Source organism: Streptomyces sp. NPDC001156 (assembly GCF_053598275.1).
The window spans coordinates 1-18,612 of sequence record NZ_JBSFJX010000155.1 but is presented as its reverse complement, the minus strand read 5'-3'; the positions used below and the strand labels follow the sequence as shown (position 1 = coordinate 18,612).

The following is an 18,612-nucleotide window of genomic DNA, read 5'->3' as shown; positions in this document are numbered from 1 at the left end:
GAGCGGGCATCCCCTCGATCGCAACCGAACCAGCCGCCTCACCCGCCTCAGCTACCAACTCGCTGGCTGATCAAGCGGAATTCCGCACCAGAGTCCACGCACTGGACAAAGACCAGGACAACGAGGGCCTTCACTGCGGTACGCAATCGGGCCCGGGCCGCGCCTGCACTCCGCCGGCCCCGTTCCCCGCTCCGCCCGGGCTGACCTTCGCCTTACAAGTTCGCTCGCAGCGCGGTGCGGCGTGCAGGAACGGGGCCTACTGGCCGCTCGCCGATCCGGCTGTGGCCGCTTCCGTGCGCCATCGTTCGCCGCCGTTGATGTCAGCTGGTGATGTCAGCCCGAAGGGCTATGCGCTGACGGCCAACTCGCGTGCCCGCTGGCGGGCTTGGAATCTCACTTCCGTGAGCCGACCGTGGAACGAGTTGTGCAGGTACTGATCAGCCGACCGGCTGATCAGCGAGGCAGTACAGGCCCACGGCTCTGACCAGTTCAGATGCCGTGGGCTTCTGTCATTGTTGGTGGACCTCGGGCACCCTCGCACGGCCCCGACACGGCCCGGCTAGGGCGCCATGGCAGATTTACAGCGGGCTCCGTTCCCCTCATCTGACGCGTAAATACTGACGCGGGTGGGCAAAACTGCAGGTAGCTGACCTCGCCTCCTGTGGTGCGACCCCGCGCCACGGTGTTGATCAAGGGCTACGGGGTGTTTGGTGTGCCATTTACCTGCCCCACGGCGGGCGGCGAAGCCGCCCTGGGTCGCTGACCTGCGAGTTCCCTTGAGACTGGAGTTGGCGGGGGATGCCTGGGGGAAGCAGAGCTTGACGCCGCCGCACACGCCCAGGCAGGCCTGCGGCAGGTCGAGTTCTCGCTCAACCGGATCCCCGCCATCATCCCAGGCGTCCGTGCCGTGGCCGGCACGCGCCCCGCCGGTTGCAACACCCGCGTCCGAGTTATCTGCTAGTAGGTACATAACCAAACAAATAGACGGAATGCCGATGGCTCCCGCCGGTAACGAGGACGTCGGTTCCCGCTGTGGGTCTCTGCAGGCTGAACACGCCGCCGGGTCGGCTCGGGCTGACGGCGGGCAGCTCGCACGGTTTCGGCACGCGAGCGAGGAAGAAGACCATGACCACACCCCGCACCATTGGCGTGCTCGGCGCAGGAGAGGTGGGGCAGGCGGTCGCCGACAAGGCCATCCGCCACGGCCATGAGGTACTCATCGGCAACCGCCGGGGTCCCCAGACTCTCGAAGCCCTCGTGGGCAAGCTGGGGCCGAAGGCCCGCGCGGTAACGGCCGAGGAGGCGGCGGAGCCGGAGCTCGTCTTCCTCGCGGTGCCGTTCTTCGCCGTGCCGGAACTGACAGACCTCACCAGCTGGGCCGGGAAGATCGTCGTCGACACGACGAATCAGTTCGCGGCGGCCAACCCCTACCGGGGCCGGTACGACGTCGGTGACCTCACGGGCAGCGAGTGGGTTGCTCGCCACCTTCCCGGCGCCCGGATCGTGAAGGCTCTCAACACCCTGTACGGCCCGTTCATCGCCGCGGACCCCCGGCACGCCGAAGGACGGCTGGTGGCCTTCTATGCGGGCGACGACGCCGACGCGAAGGCAGCCGTGGCCGGCTTGCTGGACCAATTCGGATTCGCCGCCCTGGACCTTGGCGGTCTGCGTGAGGGCGGGCGGCTGATGCAACTGGACGGAGCACTGAGCGCCAAGCACCTGCTGCTGCAGGACGTCGGCTGACGCCCTGGCCAAGCCACACAATTACCAGCGCGCAGGAGGAGAATCATGAACCGTCGAGTCGTCTACACCCGCGGCGGGCCACCCGCCGACGTCCTGACCGTCATCGAGGAGCCGAAGCCTGCGGCTGAGCACGGCCAAGTCCTCATCCGCACCACGGCCTTCGCAGTGCACCGCGGTGATCTCCTCGCCATCGAGGCCTACCCCGGGACGGCTACAGAGCCGGTTCTGGGCGGCGTGGAGGCCACCGGCGTGGTGGAGGCGATCGGCCCGGGAACGCGCGTGGCGCCGGGTGTCGAGGTCGGCGGCCGCGTAGCGGTCTTCCTCCATCCAGGGGCGTGGTCCCAGTGGATCGTGGCGGATGCCGAAGTGGTCGTCGCCGTTCCGGACGAGCTGCCGGACGAGGTCGCCGCGCAGATGATGGTGAACCCGCTCACTGCGGTGATGCTGCGCCGTGAGGCACAGGAGCACCCGGCCTTCGGATACAACGGCCTTCTGGTGCAGACCGCCGCGGGCTCGTCGGTCGGGCGGCTGGTGGCGGGCGTGTGCCAGTTCCACAACCTGCCGCTCGTCAATGTCGTCCGCAGCGACAGCGGTGCCGCCGAGCTGCGCAAGCGGTTCCCGGACGTGCCGGTCGTGGCGACAGAGCACCCGGGCTGGGCCGACGAAGTCCGCAGGGCGGCGGGCGGCCATCCGGTGAGTGTGGTCTTCGACCCGATCGGCGGGAAGCTTGTGGAGGACCTTTTGGGCCTGTTGGCACCTGGTGGGAAGCTGGTCGTTTACGGGCAGCTCGCCGAAGAGCCGATCACGGTTCATGCATCGACGCTGCTGCACCAGTCGCTGACGCTAAGCGGCGCAACCCTCGGCCGGTGGCTGCTGGAGGCCTCCGCCGACAGGCGGGCATCCGACATCGCGACCGCGAAGCAGATCGCGCTGGCGCTCACGGACCAGTTCGACGTGGCCGCTACGTACAGCCTTGGCGAGCTGACCACCGCCGTGGAGCACGCAGTACGGCCCGGCAAGGTCGGCGCCGTCCTCGTCCGCCCCTGATAGCCGCCGTCTGTACGGATGTCCTGATCGAAGGTCCAACGCAGTCCTTCACTGTCCGACACCCCCTCCTACTTGCCGTGCTGCGGGGGCTTGAGGTCCTGGGCAAGGCGAGCGCCACTCCGGAAGTCGTCAACGGGGCTGCCGAGCAGGCCTTGGCGCTGCTTCCCCCCCGTACCGACGGACGAATGTGCGCCGGGTTCCACGACCCCGGCTGGGGCCTGATCGCCGCTTCGGCGTCGCCGACGCGCAGCGGGCCCGCCTCCAGGGCGGCACGGGCCTCCGGCGGGAGTGCCTCCCCGGCCTCGGCCAGTCGAATGGCGCGTGTAAACGCGTGTAAAGCGGATGAGTAGTTCGAACTTGAGATAGATGGCCGAGGAGACATCATGCGCGTACTACTGACCGGCGGCACCGGCTACATCGGCGGAACCGTGCTCGAACAACTCATCGCCAAGGGTCATCAAGTCACCGCTCTGGTGCGGAACAGCGACAAAGCGAAAGTCGTCCGCGCCAAGGGCGCCGAAGCGGCGATTGCCGACCTATCGGACGGTGGGGCCATCCACAAACTCGTCGCGGAAAGCGACGGCGTCATCCATCTGGCGTCGCCCGGTGACGAGACCGGCGCGGCCGTCGAAGAGGTGGCCGTCGCCAACATGCTCCGAGCACTACAGAACACCGGCAAGGCCTTCGTGCACACCACAGGCGTCTGGGACCACGGCAGTGGCAGCGCCATCACCGAGTCGACCCCGATGAACCCCCCGCGACTGACGGCGTGGCGCGTGCCCATCGCCGAGCGTGTCCGCGCAGCGCCGGGTGTGCGTTCCTCGGTTGTGGCGCCGGCCGTGGTCTACGGTCGCGGCGGCGGACTGCTGAACCTGGTTGCCGCCGGTCAGAGAACCGCCGGGGACGCTCCCGCGCTCACCATGATCGGCCCCGGGGACCAACACTGGAGTACGGTCCACGTGGACGACGTCGCCGAGCTGTACATACTCGCGTTGGAGAAGGCTTCTGCGGGCTCGTATTTCCTCGGTGCGAGCGGCGTGAACCCCACCGTCCGTGAGATCACCGAAGCGGTGAGTCAGTCCGTCGGCCTGTCCGGCCGGGTCCAGGTCGAGCCCGCGGCGCAGACACTCGAGCGGCTCGGACTGCACGGCGAAGCGCTGCTGCTCGATCAGCAGGCGTCGGGCGAGACCGCACGGCGTGTCCTGGGTTGGTCGCCGTCGGGCCTGACGGTACTGGAGGACATCGCCGCTACGTCCTTCGAGTGAGCAAGCACGGCATGTGCGTGGATCGGCACCAGGCCAGCTCGCTACGGGAACCGAATGCACCGATGCAAGGGCATCCGCCCGGGTCCGGGATATCCCCAGGCCAGCCAGAACCCTGAGCCCGCGGTGACGCTTCCGCCAGCTGATCAACGGTCTCCCTCGCCATGCCCGGCAGCCTTCCAGCGGGCCAGTTGGGCCCCTGCTGACCTGGCCAAACTCGAAATTGGCCCATTTCGGGGGACACATGGGGGCGAATCACAGGATCCGGTCGGTCTTCGGCTCACTGGCTCGACTCGGACCTCTTCGTCCTGAACCCTCGGCTGCTAGGCCACTACGGTCCAGCACGCTGGGCGTGCGGTCATCGATGGCCGTTGATAGCGACCAGCGGTTGCGATGGTTGCTGTACCCCGCTGCTGTATAGCAAACCACCGCCGCACTTCCGTTGCAGGACCCGAACCTGCGGCCAAGTGCTTAGAAGGCGCTTGGACGCTCGCACTCGCCATAGCGCGTGACCTGCACAGTCACGCCAAGTGCGCCACTGCTCCACCTAACTTCGACACGCATTCGACAGGCAGGGTCATCGGGCCTTGTGACTGGGGCCGTGGGCTTGCCTCAGTCGTCTTCGTCGCTTCGTTCTAAAACCAACCCGACGGACCCCTCTGCCAGACCGTTACTGTCCTCCAAGTGCAGATGGCTCCCATCGGGAACGCCGTCCTTGCCGAGCGTGAGCAGGTGGCCGGCCAGCGTTCTGAGTCCAGCGGCATTCGCCTTAATCACGACCTCAGCACCAAGGCTCCGGACCGTGATGCGCGCATCGTCTTCCCAGGTGAAGACCTGGGCGACGCCATCGGTCACGACCGTAACCTCGGTGCTCACGGGCGGGGTGCTGTTGGCTTCGGAAGTCATGGCTGGCATCATGCCGGTTTGCCGCACACGACTCCGGAGGCGTTGAGGGAGGCATTCGAAGTCTCAACCCATCGGCGCAGCAGCCTCGTTGGTCTTCTGTCCTGCCGCACTTGACCTGCCTCACGCGCTGGCCAATTGAGTCAGAGAGTCTGCTCGGCCCAGACGGTCTTGCCGTCGAGGGAGTAGCGGACGCCCCAGTTCTGTGCGAGTTGGGCGATGATGAACAGGCCACGCCCGCCTTCGTCGACTGTCTTGGCGTGGCGCAACCGCGGCGCGAGGGGGTTGCCGTCGTGGACCTCGCAGGTGAGGGTGCGGTCCTTAATGAGCTGCAGCCGCAGGGGCGGGGTGCCGTAGCGGACGGCGTTGGTGACCAGTTCGCTGACGATCATTTCGGTGGTGTAGGCGGTTTCCTCATCCACTCCCCAATGGGTGAGTTGGTGTTGGGCGTGGGTGCGCGCCGTGGCGGCAGCTTTGGCGTGTTGGTCGAGATGCCAGGTAGCGACCTGGTCGGCGGGGAATGGGTGGGTGCGGGCGAGGAGGAGGATGACGTCGCCGTCGCGGGTGTCGGTCCGCAGCCGGTAGAGCACGTCGTCGCATAGATCCTGCAGTGGCCGGTCGGGCTGGGCCAGCACCCGTTGGAGGGTGTCCGGGGACGGGGAGGTGTGCAGGAGGGATGCGGTGTAGAAGGCGAGGACGCTGCCGTCGGCGATAGAGATCGTGGTGGCGGCGAAGGGGGGTCCCTCGGCTGTGCCCAGGGGCGGTCCGCTGGGCAGGTCGGGGATCTCGGTCCTCCCGTCGGGGTGGGCGATGACGGGTGGGGGGTGGCCGGCCAGGGCGATGGTGCAGGTCCGGGCGAGCGGGTCGTAGATCGCGTAGACGCAGCTTCCCGTGAGCGGCTCTCGGTGCAGGGGGTCGCCGGGCGGCAGGGCTGCGCGTTCCTGGGCCAGGTTTGTGACGGTGTCGTTGAGGCGTGCCAGGAGCTCGTCGGGCTCCAGGTCGAGTGCGGCCAGGGAGTGGATGGCGGTCCGTGTCTGTCCCAGGGTGGTGGCCGCGTGGATGCCGTGGCCGGCGACGTCGCCGACCACCAGTGCGGTGCGGGCGCCGGACAGGGCGAAGGCGTCGTACCCGCCGCCTCCGCCCACCTCGGATGGCACGTGCAGGCGCGCGGTTTCCACGGTCGTCCGCGTCGCAGCGCGAGGGGACAGCACGTGGCGCTGGATTGTCGAGGCGATGGTGTGCTCGCGGGTGTAGCGGCGGGCGTTGTCGATGCACAGGGCGGTGCGAGCGGCGACTGCGAGGGCGAGGGTGACATCGTCCTCGTTGTAGGCGTCCGCCTCATCGGTGCGGTACAGGCTCAGCAGTCCCAGCACGGTTCCACGCAGCGTCAGGGGTGCAGTGATCAGGCTGCGGGCACCGGATGCGTGGATCACCTCGGCGCACGACGGGACGGCGGCCAGCCAGGGCGTGTCGGGGCCCAGGGCGACGAGGCGGGGCTTGAGGTCGGCCAGCGTCTGGGCGTACGGCGTGGGGAACGGTAGAGCGCGCACGTCACCCACCGGATGTGCCTGGATCTGCTCCTCGCCGCCGCTGTAGTCGAAGGCGGTACGGCGCAGCGGCACCTCCCGTCCCAGAGGGCTCAGCGGAGGGTCCTCTCCACGTATCACTGCGTCCACCACTTCCACCACGGCGATGTCGGCGAAGTCCGGCACCAGCGCCTGCACCAGTTCCTGGCAGGTGGCCACCACGTCGAGGGTCCGCCCCACCTGCTCGCGCACCGAGTCGAAGACACGCAGCCTGGCGGCTGCCTTTTCGCGTTGGGTGACATCGAGCCCCTCCACCAGCACCCCCAGGATCCTCCCCTGCCGGCTCTCCAGACGAAATGCCGAGACGGAGAACAGGTACTTCGGCCCCGGCGCGCCCTTCAGATGTACCCCCACCAGTCGCTCCCGTACGGGAGCCCCGCTCTCCAGCACGCCGCGCAGCATCGCCTCCACCTCACCGGGTTCGGAAAGGTCATATACGTCGGTGAAGTCTCGGCCCGTGATCTGTTCAAGGGGTACTTCGTGCAGAAGCGGCCTGGTGGGGTTGATCCGCAGGATTCGTAGCTCCGGGTCCAAGATCAGCAGGTCGGTAGGGGACTGGTCGAACAGAACTGCCAGTGCTGCGGCATCCTCGACGGGCGAGATGGCTTCGTTTTGTACCACGGCAACCCACCTCCACTAACCAGCCTGCTCCTGGCTCCCACGCGCCGCTCCCTCGCTTCGCAAGACGTGTCGGACGTCAGGGCTCTGGGTGGCCGGCCTGCTCGGCTTGGGCCGTCATCTGAGCGTGTCGGAGGGGTGTCGCGAACGCTGAGAGACAACGAGAGAGGGCGGGAGTCAGTGTGAAGCTCCCCCTCCGGGCTGGACAGCCTGATACTGGGACGGAAGGTCTCAGAGGAAGCAGTTCCAGGTAGTGAGCAAGAGAGCAACACGAGCAAGCGGTACACGGCCGAGTTCAAGAGGGACGCGGTCGCGCTGGTCCGATCGTCGGAGAAGACGGTCACCGAGGTCGCCCGGGAGATCGGCGTAAGCCCGGAGGGGCTTCGGAACTGGGTAAACCAGGACAAGGCCGACCGGGGTCAAGGCCCAGCCGGCGCACTGACCAGCGACGAGAAGGAAGAGCTGCGCCGCCTGCGGCAGGAGAACCGGGAACAGCAGCAGACCATCGAGATCTTGAAAAAAGCGGTGGCCTTCTTCGCAAAGGAGTCGACGAAGTAGCCGCGTGCTACGCGTTCATCGACGCGGAGAAGGCCACCGAGAACAACCCCGGTGGTCACAGTGTCACCTTGATGTGCAGGGTGCTTGAGGTATCCCGTTCGGGCTACTACGCCTACCTCACCGCCCGGCCGGCGGCCGAGGAACGGGCCCGTCGGGAGGACGAGCTGGTTGCCGAGATCCGGCAGATCCACACGGCGTCCCGCCGCGCATACGGTGCCCCCAGGATCACGGCGGCGCTGCGCAGGAAGGGGCGGCGGATCAACCGGAAGAAGGTCGAGCGGCTGATGCGCGAGCGCGACATCCGCGGGATCACGCGCCGCAAGCGCCGCAGCCTGACTCGGCCGGACAGGAAGGCGGCCCCGTCGCCGGACCTGGTCGGACGCGACTTCACCGCCGCCGAGCCGGGCACCAAGCTGGTCTCGGACATCACCTACCTGCCCACGCTGGCCGGCTGGTGGTATCTCGCCACGGTCATCGACCTGGCCACACGCGAGGTGGTCGGGTACGCGATGGCCGATCACCACCGCGCCGAGCTGGTCGTCGACGCACTGAAGATGGCAGCTGGCCGCGGCGGCCTGCAGACAGGCTGCATCGCGCACTCGGATCGCGGATCGGAATACACCTCACACGAATACCGCGAGGCGATAAGGGAGTTGGGGTTGCGACAGAGCATGGGCAGAACGGGCTCGTGTTACGATAACGCGGCCGGCGAAAGCTTTTTCGGATTGCTGAAAGCGGAGATCGGGACCACGGTCTGGGAGTCCCGCGAGGCCGCCCGTGCCGACATCTTCCGTTTTATAGAGGTCGAGTACAACCGCACCCGCCTGCGCAAGCATCCCGTCTACGGGTACGTCACCCCCGTCGAAACCAGGGCACTGACGGCACAAGACCTCGCCCCCGCAGCGTAACCACCCGCTGTCCACGCTCAAGGGGGAACTTCACCGGCCGCATTGCCCCGGTAGTGATACCGCACGCGCTTGCGCAGGTTCTGCGTGCTGGACCGGTTCGCCATGTGTCGCGGGGCTATGCCGACGTAAAGCAGGCGCCCGGCAGCGAGGTCAGCGCAGGGAGCCTTTTCGAAGTGCCACCCGTAGACCCCGGCCGCCGCCGGCACCGGGCTGGGTGTTGACGCAACAAGACCTCCTGCGCCGACCACAGCCGATCCGGTTCGGTGAGAGCAGCATGGGCCATGGCAGGGCCCCGGCGTTCGGTCCGGATGTCCCGGTTCATGGTGATCATGTGAGGCCGTAGAGGGTGAGGACAGCGAAGCTGCCGGACCAGTGCCACGTAGACGTGTTCTGTTTCTTCCGCAAGCCCGAGCACGCCAAATTCCATACCACCCCGCCAATTTCTGTGGCAGCTTCCGGCCACAGGGCAGAAATTCGCCAGCCTCGTAATCTTGTGTTTCATTGGCCGCGATTGACATCTTTCACGTTCAAGCTGGCGCTGTCCTGGGCACGTTCGAGCGGGCAGCGCCTTCCGGTGTGGATCCGTGCTCGCGGATCCGCTCCTTATGAAAGGTGTCCCATGACGTATGCCCATACGCGCGGTAGACGGCTTGGTGCCGTCGGTGTCGCGCTTGTGGCCATCACTGCGGCCGTAGCGATACCCGCGGCCGCGATGCCCTTGAGATCCCCCGGATCCGGCTCTGCGGCCACTGCTTCCGGCCAGTCGCCGACCGTCAAGACGCCGCTTGGCAGCAACTCATCAGCGTCACATCTGCCGAAGCAGCGGCAGGGGGTGGTTCCGGGCCAGGTTCTGCTGACCTTGGACGCGAACACCTCGGTGACCGGAGGTGCGCTGACAGGTAACCGGATGGCGGCCCGCGCTCCCCAGACCAGCAACGCCGCGCTGAACAAGGCGCTGCACGCGGCGGGCGCCACATCGCTGCTGCCGGCCCTGCCCTCGCTGCCGCAGGCGTCCACCTCCTCGTCCGCCACGCCGCGCCTGCGATCCGGCGTCTCCGGCGTGCCCCGGGCGTACGTGGTCCACATGAAGGACCGGGATTCGGCGGCGGTCGCCCGCACCCTCAAGGGAACGTCTGGAGTCGCCTTCGCTGAACCGAATCGCTATGTGAACACGATGAACACAGGGGCGCAGCCGCTGTCTTCGAGGGCGGTGCGAGCCGCTGCCGCTGCGGCGGCAGCCAGGACCCCTTCAGCGTCGACGGGTGCGATACCGACCAATTACGATCTGGCCTATTCCGCCCAGTCGCTGCTCAACGCCGGCGGGGTCAACGCGGTGGGCGCCTTCTCCACCCTGAAGCGCAAGTTCGGGCAGATGCCTGGAGCCGGCGAGATCATCACCAATGTGTCGCTCGGCGACCTGATCGACGAGTCGATGGCGAACGACAGCGACCATTACGCGCAGGGCGCCGGGGCCACCACGGTGCTGCGGAATGGACAGCGCTACCTCGATCTGCCGTCGATGCCGCTGATTCCCACTTACGTTGCCGACGAGAACGGCAGCTTGAGCGGTACCGCGACCGTGGAGAACGAGGACGCCAGTCTGGGCGAGGTCATGCTGGACTTCGGGGTGATGGCCCCGCTGCCGCACGACCGTCAGCGTCCCGGCCGGACCGGCAGCGGTTACACCGACTTGCTGGGTATAGCCCCCGGAGCCAAGTACCGGCTCGTGGTTCCCCAGCGGCCGACGACCGACCAGATAGCGGGCGCTTTGCTGGCAGCGGCCAACCAGTCGCCCCGGCCGAACGTCATCACCGCCAGCCTCGGCGTCGGCACCGATGCGGTGGGTTTCCCGGGCCGCTACTTCGAGGATGACCCGGTCATCCACAACGTCGTCGAGTACATCGTCCACCAGTACGGCATCGTGGTGTCGATCTCCTCCAACGACGGCACCCGCATGTACACCAGAGCGGCGGTCGGCCCGGACGGCGGAAGCACACCCACGGACACCGCCCGCGACGCCGCCGAGGCCACGTCCATCGACGACGACGCGATGTCCACGACGCCCACGAAGGTCCTCGACTCGGGCGCCATCGCTGCCGGCGGCACCACGTTGGACGACACGCTCGCCGCCCCGGCCGGCCGGTCCACCAACGGCACCGTCGCCGAGACCCGCATCAGCGGATTCGGCGTATTCTCGTCTGGTTTCGGCAGTCGCGTCGACCTGTCCGCTCCCAGCGACAACATCATCTCCTTCGAACACCCCGTTGCGACGCTCGGCACCCCGGCCGGGGGCCCCTCGGACGTCAACGTCGTACTCAGCGGAGGCACGTCGGCGTCCGCGCCGGAGATCGCGGCGGCGGCCGCGGTGGTGCTGCAGGCCTCCCGCCTGGCCGGACACCACCTGACACCCGCGCAGGTCCGTACCCTGTTGGAGAGCACCGCACGCCCGGTCTCCAGCCCGGCGCAGATCGACCGGCCCCTGCATGTGGGACCGCAGATCGACGTCACCGCCGCTACCGAGAAGGCCCTGGGAAGCAAGAGCGGCAGCTCTGCCGACCCTGCCATCGTCCGGCTTGCGGTCGCACACCGGGTCACGTTCGGCGCACTCGGCGGCCGCTTCACGGAGGGGACCTACCAGAACCGCATCGATCTCGGCGACATGGCCTCCGGTGGCAACGGTGAGGGCTTGGTCGGCCCGGTCACTTTCGCCGGCGATGTCACAGGAGTGCCGAGCGGAGCGGGGGCGCAGTACACGCTCACCGTCGGCTCCACGGTGTGGCGGTCCAACCATCCGGCGATTCGGGTGATGCCGAAGCAACTGCTCGCCGCGGCACACCTGCCCGTGGTCTCCACCCGGGATCGCACCATCCAGCTCGACTACCGCGTCCTGCTCCACGGACGGGTGCGGGCCGGCGTGCACCGCACCTTGGCCATCGGACCCAGCGACGGCCGCTACCTCGAGGCCACCGCACCCCGAGCCCCGGCCGTCGTCTCGGCAGGTCAGGCGGTCACGGTGCACTACGACCTGACCGGCGTCACCAACCTCAGCAACCCCCAGCTCCTGCTCTCGACCGTGGGCCACTGGAACCCGCTCCTCGCACCCACCTTCACCGCCGCGTGGCACCAGGATCTGAAGGCCACTACAGGGACCGTCACCATTCCCGCGAGCGCGTTCGACGGGGGTGGCGGGATCTACGGCATCGGCATCTCCCAGATCACGAACAACCCGAGCCTTCCCTCCCTCAACACCTACGGGGAGTTCGCCCCGATTCGGATCAAGGGCAGCTCCGCGGCCGACCGCCCGGCCGCACCGCTGATCACCGGCGCGAGCGGGCCGGCGGGCCACAGCTCCGAGGTCAACCGCGCCAAGCCTGCCTTCAGCCTGGGCTACGACGTGCGCGACGTGCCCGGAGCGGCGTCGGCGCAGGTGGAGTTCTCCGCACCCGCTCCGGCGCTCAGCGGATTCAACACCTTCACCAACGCCAACGGCACGAAGCTGGACGATGACGGCGTGGACACCCCCTCCGCGGCCCATCACAAGCTGCCCGCCACCTCTGGCACAGTACGCCTCGACGCGCTGAAACTCGGCCTGAGAACCTCCGAGTTCTACAACGTACGAGTGCTCGCCCTCGACAGCCGGGGCCGCGTCCTCGGCCAGGCCTCGCCGACGTCCATGCTGGAGGTCGATGACGGACTCGCCCCCGGCGACAGCACCGTGACCAGCTTCGCCATTGCCGGCACGGACTCCCTGGCCGCCCTGAGGATGCCATCGGGAGGGGCGGTGGTACGGCACTACGACCCCACCACCGGCACCTACGGCACTCTCCTGACCAGCGACGCCCCCAACTCGGTCTACGGCGTGCTCGGCGTGATACCCGCCACGCACCACGCCCTGCTCGTCCACCAGGAGGATGCCTGGGACGGCGGCGGTGTGTCGCTGGAGACCTGGAACACCGCCACGGACACCCTGGTCGGCGATGTGACGGTGCCCACCGGCTACACGTTTGTGACCGGAAAGGTCGACCCCGCCCGGAACCGGGCCGCCGTGCTGCTCAGGGGCTCGACACAGGGCGCTGGCGCACTGCTGCCCATCGATCTGTCCACCGGGTCCGGCGCATCACTGATCCCGCTGCCGGACGCGGTCGGACTGTTCCCGTGGCAATTGATCGACATCGATTCCACCACCGGTGATGTCAGCCTGATGTCGACTCGCACCGCCGGCGGCTGCACCGGGAATGTAGACGTGCCCCGGGTGGATCTGGGCACCGGGACCGTGACGAGTGCGGGGTCCGCCTCCCGGTGCACCCAAGATCTCGCCTCCGACAGTGCCGGCACCCTGTATGGGCTGACCGCACGCTCGGCGAATCGCTCGATCGCGCCCACCAGCGTCCTCACCACGGTCGTCGGTGACGACCAGACCAGCAGGCAGATCCCCATCCGGACCGGTACGGCCACCTCACTGGCGATCGACAGCACGAACCAGCTTGCGGTGGCCGGTTTCGACCTGCCGGCGGGGATTCCCAGCGGCCATCAGCAGGGATGGATCGCGGACAACAACGCCACCGCCCAGATGCAGGTCACCGATCTCACGACCGGTCAGCCGGTACGGACTTTGTCCGGCTTCAGTCAGGCGGCAGCAGCGTCGAGCGATCTGCTGCAGTACATGCCGCGCCTCGTGCAGCTGGACCCGGCAACACGTACGGGATGGACCTTCGGGCTGTATGACGCCCAGATCCAGCAATTCTCCTACTGACAAAGGCAATGACATGACCGACGGCCCGCGGGCCATCGGCTGACAGCGGGGCGGGGAGCGGTCAACCGCTCCCCGCCCATCCGTGCCCCATCATGACGATCGGCGCCGGCAGGTGGGCATTCGCGATGCCCTGACGCGGGCGGTGGCCGTTGCAGAGCTGCTCGAAATCACGCAGGGAAGCATGAGGTCGTCCCCGAGCGTCGTCGTCACGACGGTCCGTCTCTTCGATTCAGGTTCGTGCGCCGCACACTGCTCTTGAACCACCCGAGTTCGTCCATGCCCACGCCAAGTCGCCTACCTCGCAGCCTGGTTCGGATCCGACGGAGCCCCTACTCCACGGTACGAGTCACCTCGTTTCCCATGAAAGAGGTCGCGACTCGGCTTCACGGGACAGCTCGTCGGGGTCGACCTCCACCTGACGAAGCCGCAGCGGGCCGCCGCCCTCCGTGGCACCCGCTGCTCCGGAGGCGTGAACTGCGATGTGCCGGTTTGGTATTAGTGGGGTGGGTGTCAGTGACGCCGTGCACCTCGCGCAGCGCCCGCTGCGACAGCTTCGGTGACGGTGGCGTCCCCCGAATGCAGACGAACACGGCCCTTGTGGATCATGAAGGTGTCTACGCCTCAGGATCTGCAAGGTTGCCGTGTTCGTTCCACCATCATCCCACATCGCTGTTCCGTCCCGTGTCCCGATCCCGCCCCGAAGCTCGGATGAAGTGCGGTACTTGGTCGCCGAGTTGGCGCGGGTTCCTGATCCCCGCGCACGGCAGGGCAGGCGGTTCACGCTGCCGTCCTTGCTGGCCTTGTCGATCTGCGCGATGACACCGGCCGGGAACGACTCGCTCACGGCCGTGGCGGAGTGGTGCCAGCACGCCACTGCCCCGGAACTGGCCGCCTTCGGCTTGCCCTACGACCTGCTGCTCGATGGTTTCCGCGTCCCGAGCGAGAAGACGTTCCGCCGCGTGTTGGGCCTGCTCGATCCGGCCCAGGTCAGCGCGGCCGGCTTCGCCTACCTGCGCCCGTTGGAAAACGCCGCACGACAAGCACCCACCAGGCGCACACCCGATGGACTGATCGAGCGGGAACAACGCCGTGCTCACCGCCAAGCCGAGCAGGCCGCCCAAGCGCCCGCAGCCCGGCGACGGGCGGTGGCGGTGGACGGCAAGTGCCTGCGTGGCGCCCGGCGACCGGACGGCAGCCGCGTCTTCGTGTTGTCCGCCGTCCGGCACGGCGACGGCATCACCCTGGCCTCCCGTGAGATCGGCGCGAAGACCACCGAAATCCCCGAGTTCCAGCCCCTGCTGGACCAGGTCGACGATGCCGACCTCAAGGACGACGTGATCACCGTGGACGCCCTGCACGCCCAGCGCGCCCATGTCACCTACCTCGTCGAACAGCGCAGCGCCCACTACCTGTTCACCATCAAGGCCAACCGGAAGAAGCTCGCCCAGCAGCTGCAGAATCTGCCCTGGAAGGCCATCCCCGTCATCCACCGTAACGACAGCGCCGGCCACGGCCGCCGTGAACAGCGCCACGTCCAGGTCGTCACCGTCAACAACCTGCTCTTCCCGCATGCCCGCCAGGTCCTGCGCATCCAGCGCAAACGCCGCACGGCCGACATGAAACGGTGGCGCACCGAGACCGTGTACGCGATCACCGACCTGCCCGTCGAGCAGGCCACCGCGGCCGAGATCGCCTCCCGGGCACGCGGGCACTGGACCGTGGAGAACACCGTCCACTGGGTCCGTGATGTTGTCTTCGGAGAAGATCTCTCCCAGATCCACACCCGCAACACCCCCGCTGTCCTTGCCGCCTTGCGGGACCTGATCCGCGGCGCGCTGACCCTTGCCGACTACGTCAACATCGCCTCCGCCAGGCGTGCTCACGCCGACCGGCACCGTGTCCTCAACCTCTACGGACTCACATGATCACCACGAACCCGGGCATCCGGACCGAACGCCGGGGCCCTGGTCTGACGACCGTCCCCCGCGACTTCACGGTGGCCGGGGGCCGTTTCGCTCCCGGCCATCTGGGCGAGCTGCCTAGGTCCTGGCGTTCGATCTGGTCGACGCGGTCCTGGAAGAGACGAGGAGTGTGCAGCGCTGGCCGCGGGCCCCGCCTCCATGGGTCGGGGTCTACTTCATGCTCGCGATGTGCCTGTTCCCGGCGGTCGGCTGCCTGCTGGTCTGACAAAAGCTAACGGCGAGACTCGTGGGCGGGACGGGGCTGAAGCCTGCCAAAGCCCGCCGAGGCGCACAGGATAAACCGCTCGATCGGCTGGCGGTCCGCGCGAATGTCCATCCGAGGGACCGTCAGCTGGCTACACTCACAATCACGCATCTGACCAGCGAAATAGCGAACCGCTACTGGAGTACTAGAGCCAACCGCGAGCGTGGGCGCTGCGGCCCAACTGGAACCGAGTGTTGACCCCCAGTTCTTCCATCAATGCGCGAATGCGGCGTTGCGTGGTTCGAGCGGACCAGCCAAACGAACGTGCAATCCCTTCGTCGGTGAGTCCGGAGTTGAGAAGTGCGAGCAATGCCCTAGCTTCGTCATGATGCGATTCCTCAGACTCATTGGAGCAGACCGGCGTTCCGCGCTCCCACTCATCCTCAAAGAGTGTAATTAGTGCATCAAGCAAGGATGAGGGATGAACGATATATGCGGCATCAATAACATGTTTACTGGAACTGATAGATATGACCGCCAAACGTTCGTCGGCGAGGAACATTTTCACGGGCAAGTACGGCCTCACTCGGGCCAATTCACCTTGGCGCACCGATTGGAGCACGTCGGACTGCAGTCGCCCCGGCCAGGAAATGGCCTCCCTTGTGTAGATGACTCGATAGCGGATTCCTTCACGAAGGCGCCGACGCTCGCTTTCCAGGTTGTGACCGGGAGGAATGGCGTACGGTGGCTTGTCGAATACTCGAACCTGATGCCGAGAGTTGTTCTGGATCTGCATGACTCGTTGAGTTACGCTGTCTTGACCCAAAAGAACTTCGAGGGACTGATCGGGAAGAGTGTAGCGGGAGGCAGCCCTGTGGGCCTCCATAAGATTTTGTGCGGCTTCCCGTGCTTTCCAGAGATCCGATTCGATGGCCGCGATCCGGCTGCCGACTGCAGCATCGGGGGGAGCGGCGAGAAATTTTATCGGGCGCCCAGGGAGCCTGCTGACCATCCCCTCCCCGGAGAGGTACGCAAGGGCTCTCCTGATCTGGCATTGTGACAGTCCGGTCGCCTCAGCCAGTTGATCAATGTCAGCTTTGGGGTGGTTGACCACCGCCACGTACACGGTGCTGTCGGCGGGCGAGAGCCCAAGAGCTTCAAACAAGCTGTCTACCAACCCTGGTCGTCGAGGTTCAAGTGCCCGCGGGCGTGGATCGCCGCCACACAGTCTGGCAAACCTTCACCAACTGGCAATTATCCGTCTCTTGGCGAGGTTGCGTCACAGATCCTTTGGTAAGCCCACTAGCCTGACGGAGACTGATCTTGTTCTCCCCGAGACGGGCTGGGGGTCTGCACTGCTTCACCGGACTCGTCCGTCGGTTGGCAAGCAGTGGACTGACTCGGGGGAGACCCATGATGATCGCGGGCTCAAGAACCGGCCGAGCGAGGATGTGCGGCCCGTACCGCAGCGGCATCCAGCAGCGCGCTCTTTCCCACCCCCGGGGCGCCACGCAGCAGAAGGCCAGGGCCGCTCCGATCAGGTGTGACGAACAGCGGATCCATCAGTTCCAACTCGACCGAGCGCCCAGCCAGGTCCACTCCGGACCGTTCCGTTACAACCCGCTCAGCATGATGGTGTTCGCCGGAAAAGCTCTGCTGGAATTGCAAGGACGACTTCCCTTTAATGCTCGTTCGATCTGCGACAACCAGGGCCCGGCTCGTAACCGGCCCCGCCGCGGCCCCGCCGCCTGGTGACGGCGTCGGCGATGCCAGCGCTCACCTTCCCCACGGTTCTCGTGGATGGTCGACCCGTGGCCCGTACGGACGTCGACCGTCTCGTCTTTGAGACGTCCACGTCCCCGGCCCCTGTCACAGCGGAGGAGAAGCGAGTTTTGCTTCTCCCCGCGGTGCCGGCGGACAGGCGTAGCCATGCAACATGCCAGGCCTCCACGGCAAGGAAAGTCAGGAGGTGTTGTCACTGAATGAATCAGCCTGCGGCACGTTCACTGCCCACGAACAGCACAGGCATGAAGACATAAAGCGGTATGTTCGCAGATGTATTGCAGGCGTGTAGTCCCAATATGGCCGAGCGCCCGCCTTACGTCGAGGAAGATCATCCCCGATGCGGCGGACAGCGTCCATGTTGCCGACCACAGCAATCGACCCTGACGACAGTGGCCGAGAACAGTGGTTCGTCGCCGCGACTATCCTGCAGCCTCCACGGCGGTGTACCCAGCGGAGCGCCCACGACGGGCTCAGCCGCAGCGCGGCAGCAGCCGGCTCCCCCTCAGCCCATCTCTCGGCGGTGGTCCGCTCACGCTGTCGCATCCGTGACGGCGGCGGTACGGCGCTCGTTCCCCGCCGGCCTTTCGGCTCGGCGACGTCGCCCGCCCGGACGCCACCCCTCCGCAGCCAGCCTGGCTTGACAGCGCTATGGCCATGGCCGCAGACGGCCGCGCTCGTGCCACGTAAACCGCGCAGAGATGCCGCCGTGCTGACCTTCCGGGCTGTGCGGGCATTCTCGTGCTTGCCCGCTGCACGTGGCGCGCCGCCGGGCGCGGCCAGCCGGGGCGGAGACAGGAGGCAGGCCGCGCCGCAGAGGCGGCGCGCGCCCGCGCCGTGCGCGGGCCTTGATGAACGTAGGGAAAGTCTTACGACGTGGTGTGCGATAGCGCGGAGAGTCGGCCCGGGAAGATGACAACGGCCGTGCGGGTTGGGGTTGTTGTGAGACAACTCCTCAGCCGCACGGCCTTGTCGCATCGGATCTGCACCGGCATCTCCCGCAAGCACCTGGGCAGGTTGATCGCCGAGCTGGCCGGTCCGTGGATGGCAGCCGAGGAGGGCCGGTTGCATGACCGGCGAGGTCACAGCCGGCTCCGCGCCGCGGGAGTGGGCCCGGACCACCAGTTGGTGTTCACCGATCGAGTGATCGCGACGCTGGTCATCCTGCGTTTCCAGCTGCCCCACGCGGCGCTGGCCGTCTTCTACGGTGTGGACCGCTCCACGATCACCCGCGCGGTCCACGAGGTGCGCCCGCTGCTGGCCGCCCGCGGCTTCGCCGTCCCCGG

The 18,612-nt window shown here is 67.1% G+C and carries 11 protein-coding genes and 2 pseudogenes; 10 read left to right on the top strand and 3 right to left on the bottom strand.

Annotation, left to right across the window (positions count from 1 at the left end):
- The first annotated feature begins 1,125 nt into the window (after positions 1–1,125).
- The 3 genes from ACWDA7_RS39145 to ACWDA7_RS39135 all read left to right on the top strand — a co-directional run bounded on the left by ACWDA7_RS39145 (position 1,126) and on the right by ACWDA7_RS39135 (position 4,055).
- Positions 1,126–1,743, top strand: coding sequence for an NADPH-dependent F420 reductase (locus tag ACWDA7_RS39145; protein WP_450611054.1), 618 nt, complete (start codon positions 1,126–1,128; stop codon positions 1,741–1,743).
- Positions 1,744–1,788: 45 nt separating this feature from the next.
- Positions 1,789–2,790 (top strand): zinc-binding dehydrogenase, encoded by a 1,002-nt coding sequence (locus ACWDA7_RS39140; protein ID WP_450611052.1) that lies wholly within the window; start codon positions 1,789–1,791, stop codon positions 2,788–2,790.
- 383 nt (positions 2,791–3,173) lie between these two features.
- Positions 3,174–4,055, top strand: a complete 882-nt coding sequence (locus ACWDA7_RS39135; RefSeq protein ID WP_450611050.1) for an NAD-dependent epimerase/dehydratase family protein — start codon at positions 3,174–3,176, stop codon at positions 4,053–4,055.
- Between the two features lie 609 nt (positions 4,056–4,664).
- Here ACWDA7_RS39135 and ACWDA7_RS39130 read toward each other — a convergent pair.
- Positions 4,665–4,958 carry an Imm32 family immunity protein gene (locus tag ACWDA7_RS39130; RefSeq protein WP_450611048.1) on the bottom strand — a complete coding sequence of 98 codons (294 nt, stop codon included), beginning with the start codon at positions 4,956–4,958 and terminating at the stop codon, positions 4,665–4,667.
- Between the two features lie 140 nt (positions 4,959–5,098).
- On the bottom strand, positions 5,099–7,162 hold the full coding sequence (locus ACWDA7_RS39125) for a SpoIIE family protein phosphatase (RefSeq protein WP_450611047.1): 2,064 nt from the start codon (positions 7,160–7,162) through the stop codon (positions 5,099–5,101).
- A gap of 198 nt (positions 7,163–7,360) precedes the next feature.
- Here ACWDA7_RS39125 and ACWDA7_RS39120 point away from each other — a divergent pair.
- The 5 genes and pseudogenes from ACWDA7_RS39120 to ACWDA7_RS39100 all read left to right on the top strand — a co-directional run.
- Positions 7,361–7,633, top strand: a pseudogene (locus ACWDA7_RS39120) (transposase); the annotation flags it as partial.
- Positions 7,549–8,625 carry an IS3 family transposase gene (locus ACWDA7_RS39115; protein WP_450611056.1) on the top strand — a complete coding sequence of 359 codons (1,077 nt, stop codon included), beginning with the start codon at positions 7,549–7,551 and terminating at the stop codon, positions 8,623–8,625. The pseudogene ACWDA7_RS39120 and the gene ACWDA7_RS39115, both read left to right, overlap by 85 nt.
- Positions 8,626–9,484: 859 nt before the next feature.
- The gene (locus tag ACWDA7_RS39110; RefSeq protein ID WP_450611045.1) at positions 9,485–13,378 is read left to right on the top strand and encodes a S8 family serine peptidase; all 3,894 of its coding nucleotides are present in this window, start codon (positions 9,485–9,487) and stop codon (positions 13,376–13,378) included.
- A 641-nt stretch (positions 13,379–14,019) separates the two neighbouring features.
- On the top strand, positions 14,020–15,303 hold the full coding sequence (locus ACWDA7_RS39105) for an ISAs1 family transposase (RefSeq protein ID WP_450611043.1): 1,284 nt from the start codon (positions 14,020–14,022) through the stop codon (positions 15,301–15,303).
- A 166-nt stretch (positions 15,304–15,469) separates the two neighbouring features.
- A complete protein-coding gene (locus ACWDA7_RS39100; RefSeq protein WP_450611041.1) occupies positions 15,470–15,565 on the top strand; it encodes a hypothetical protein in 96 nt (31 codons plus the stop codon).
- A gap of 184 nt (positions 15,566–15,749) precedes the next feature.
- Here ACWDA7_RS39100 and ACWDA7_RS39095 read toward each other — a convergent pair whose 3' ends face one another.
- Complete coding sequence (locus tag ACWDA7_RS39095; RefSeq protein ID WP_450611039.1) at positions 15,750–16,709, bottom strand: helix-turn-helix domain-containing protein; 960 nt, start codon at positions 16,707–16,709, stop codon at positions 15,750–15,752.
- 142 nt (positions 16,710–16,851) lie between these two features.
- On the opposite strand from ACWDA7_RS39095, the pseudogene ACWDA7_RS39090 reads away from it, so the two are divergent.
- Both ACWDA7_RS39090 and ACWDA7_RS39085 read left to right on the top strand, forming a co-directional pair.
- A pseudogene (locus tag ACWDA7_RS39090) lies at positions 16,852–17,010 on the top strand (tyrosine-type recombinase/integrase); the annotation flags it as partial.
- 1,285 nt (positions 17,011–18,295) lie between these two features.
- Positions 18,296–18,612, top strand: a 317-nt coding sequence (locus tag ACWDA7_RS39085; RefSeq protein ID WP_450611037.1) for a helix-turn-helix domain-containing protein, incomplete at its 3' end; no start/stop codon positions are given.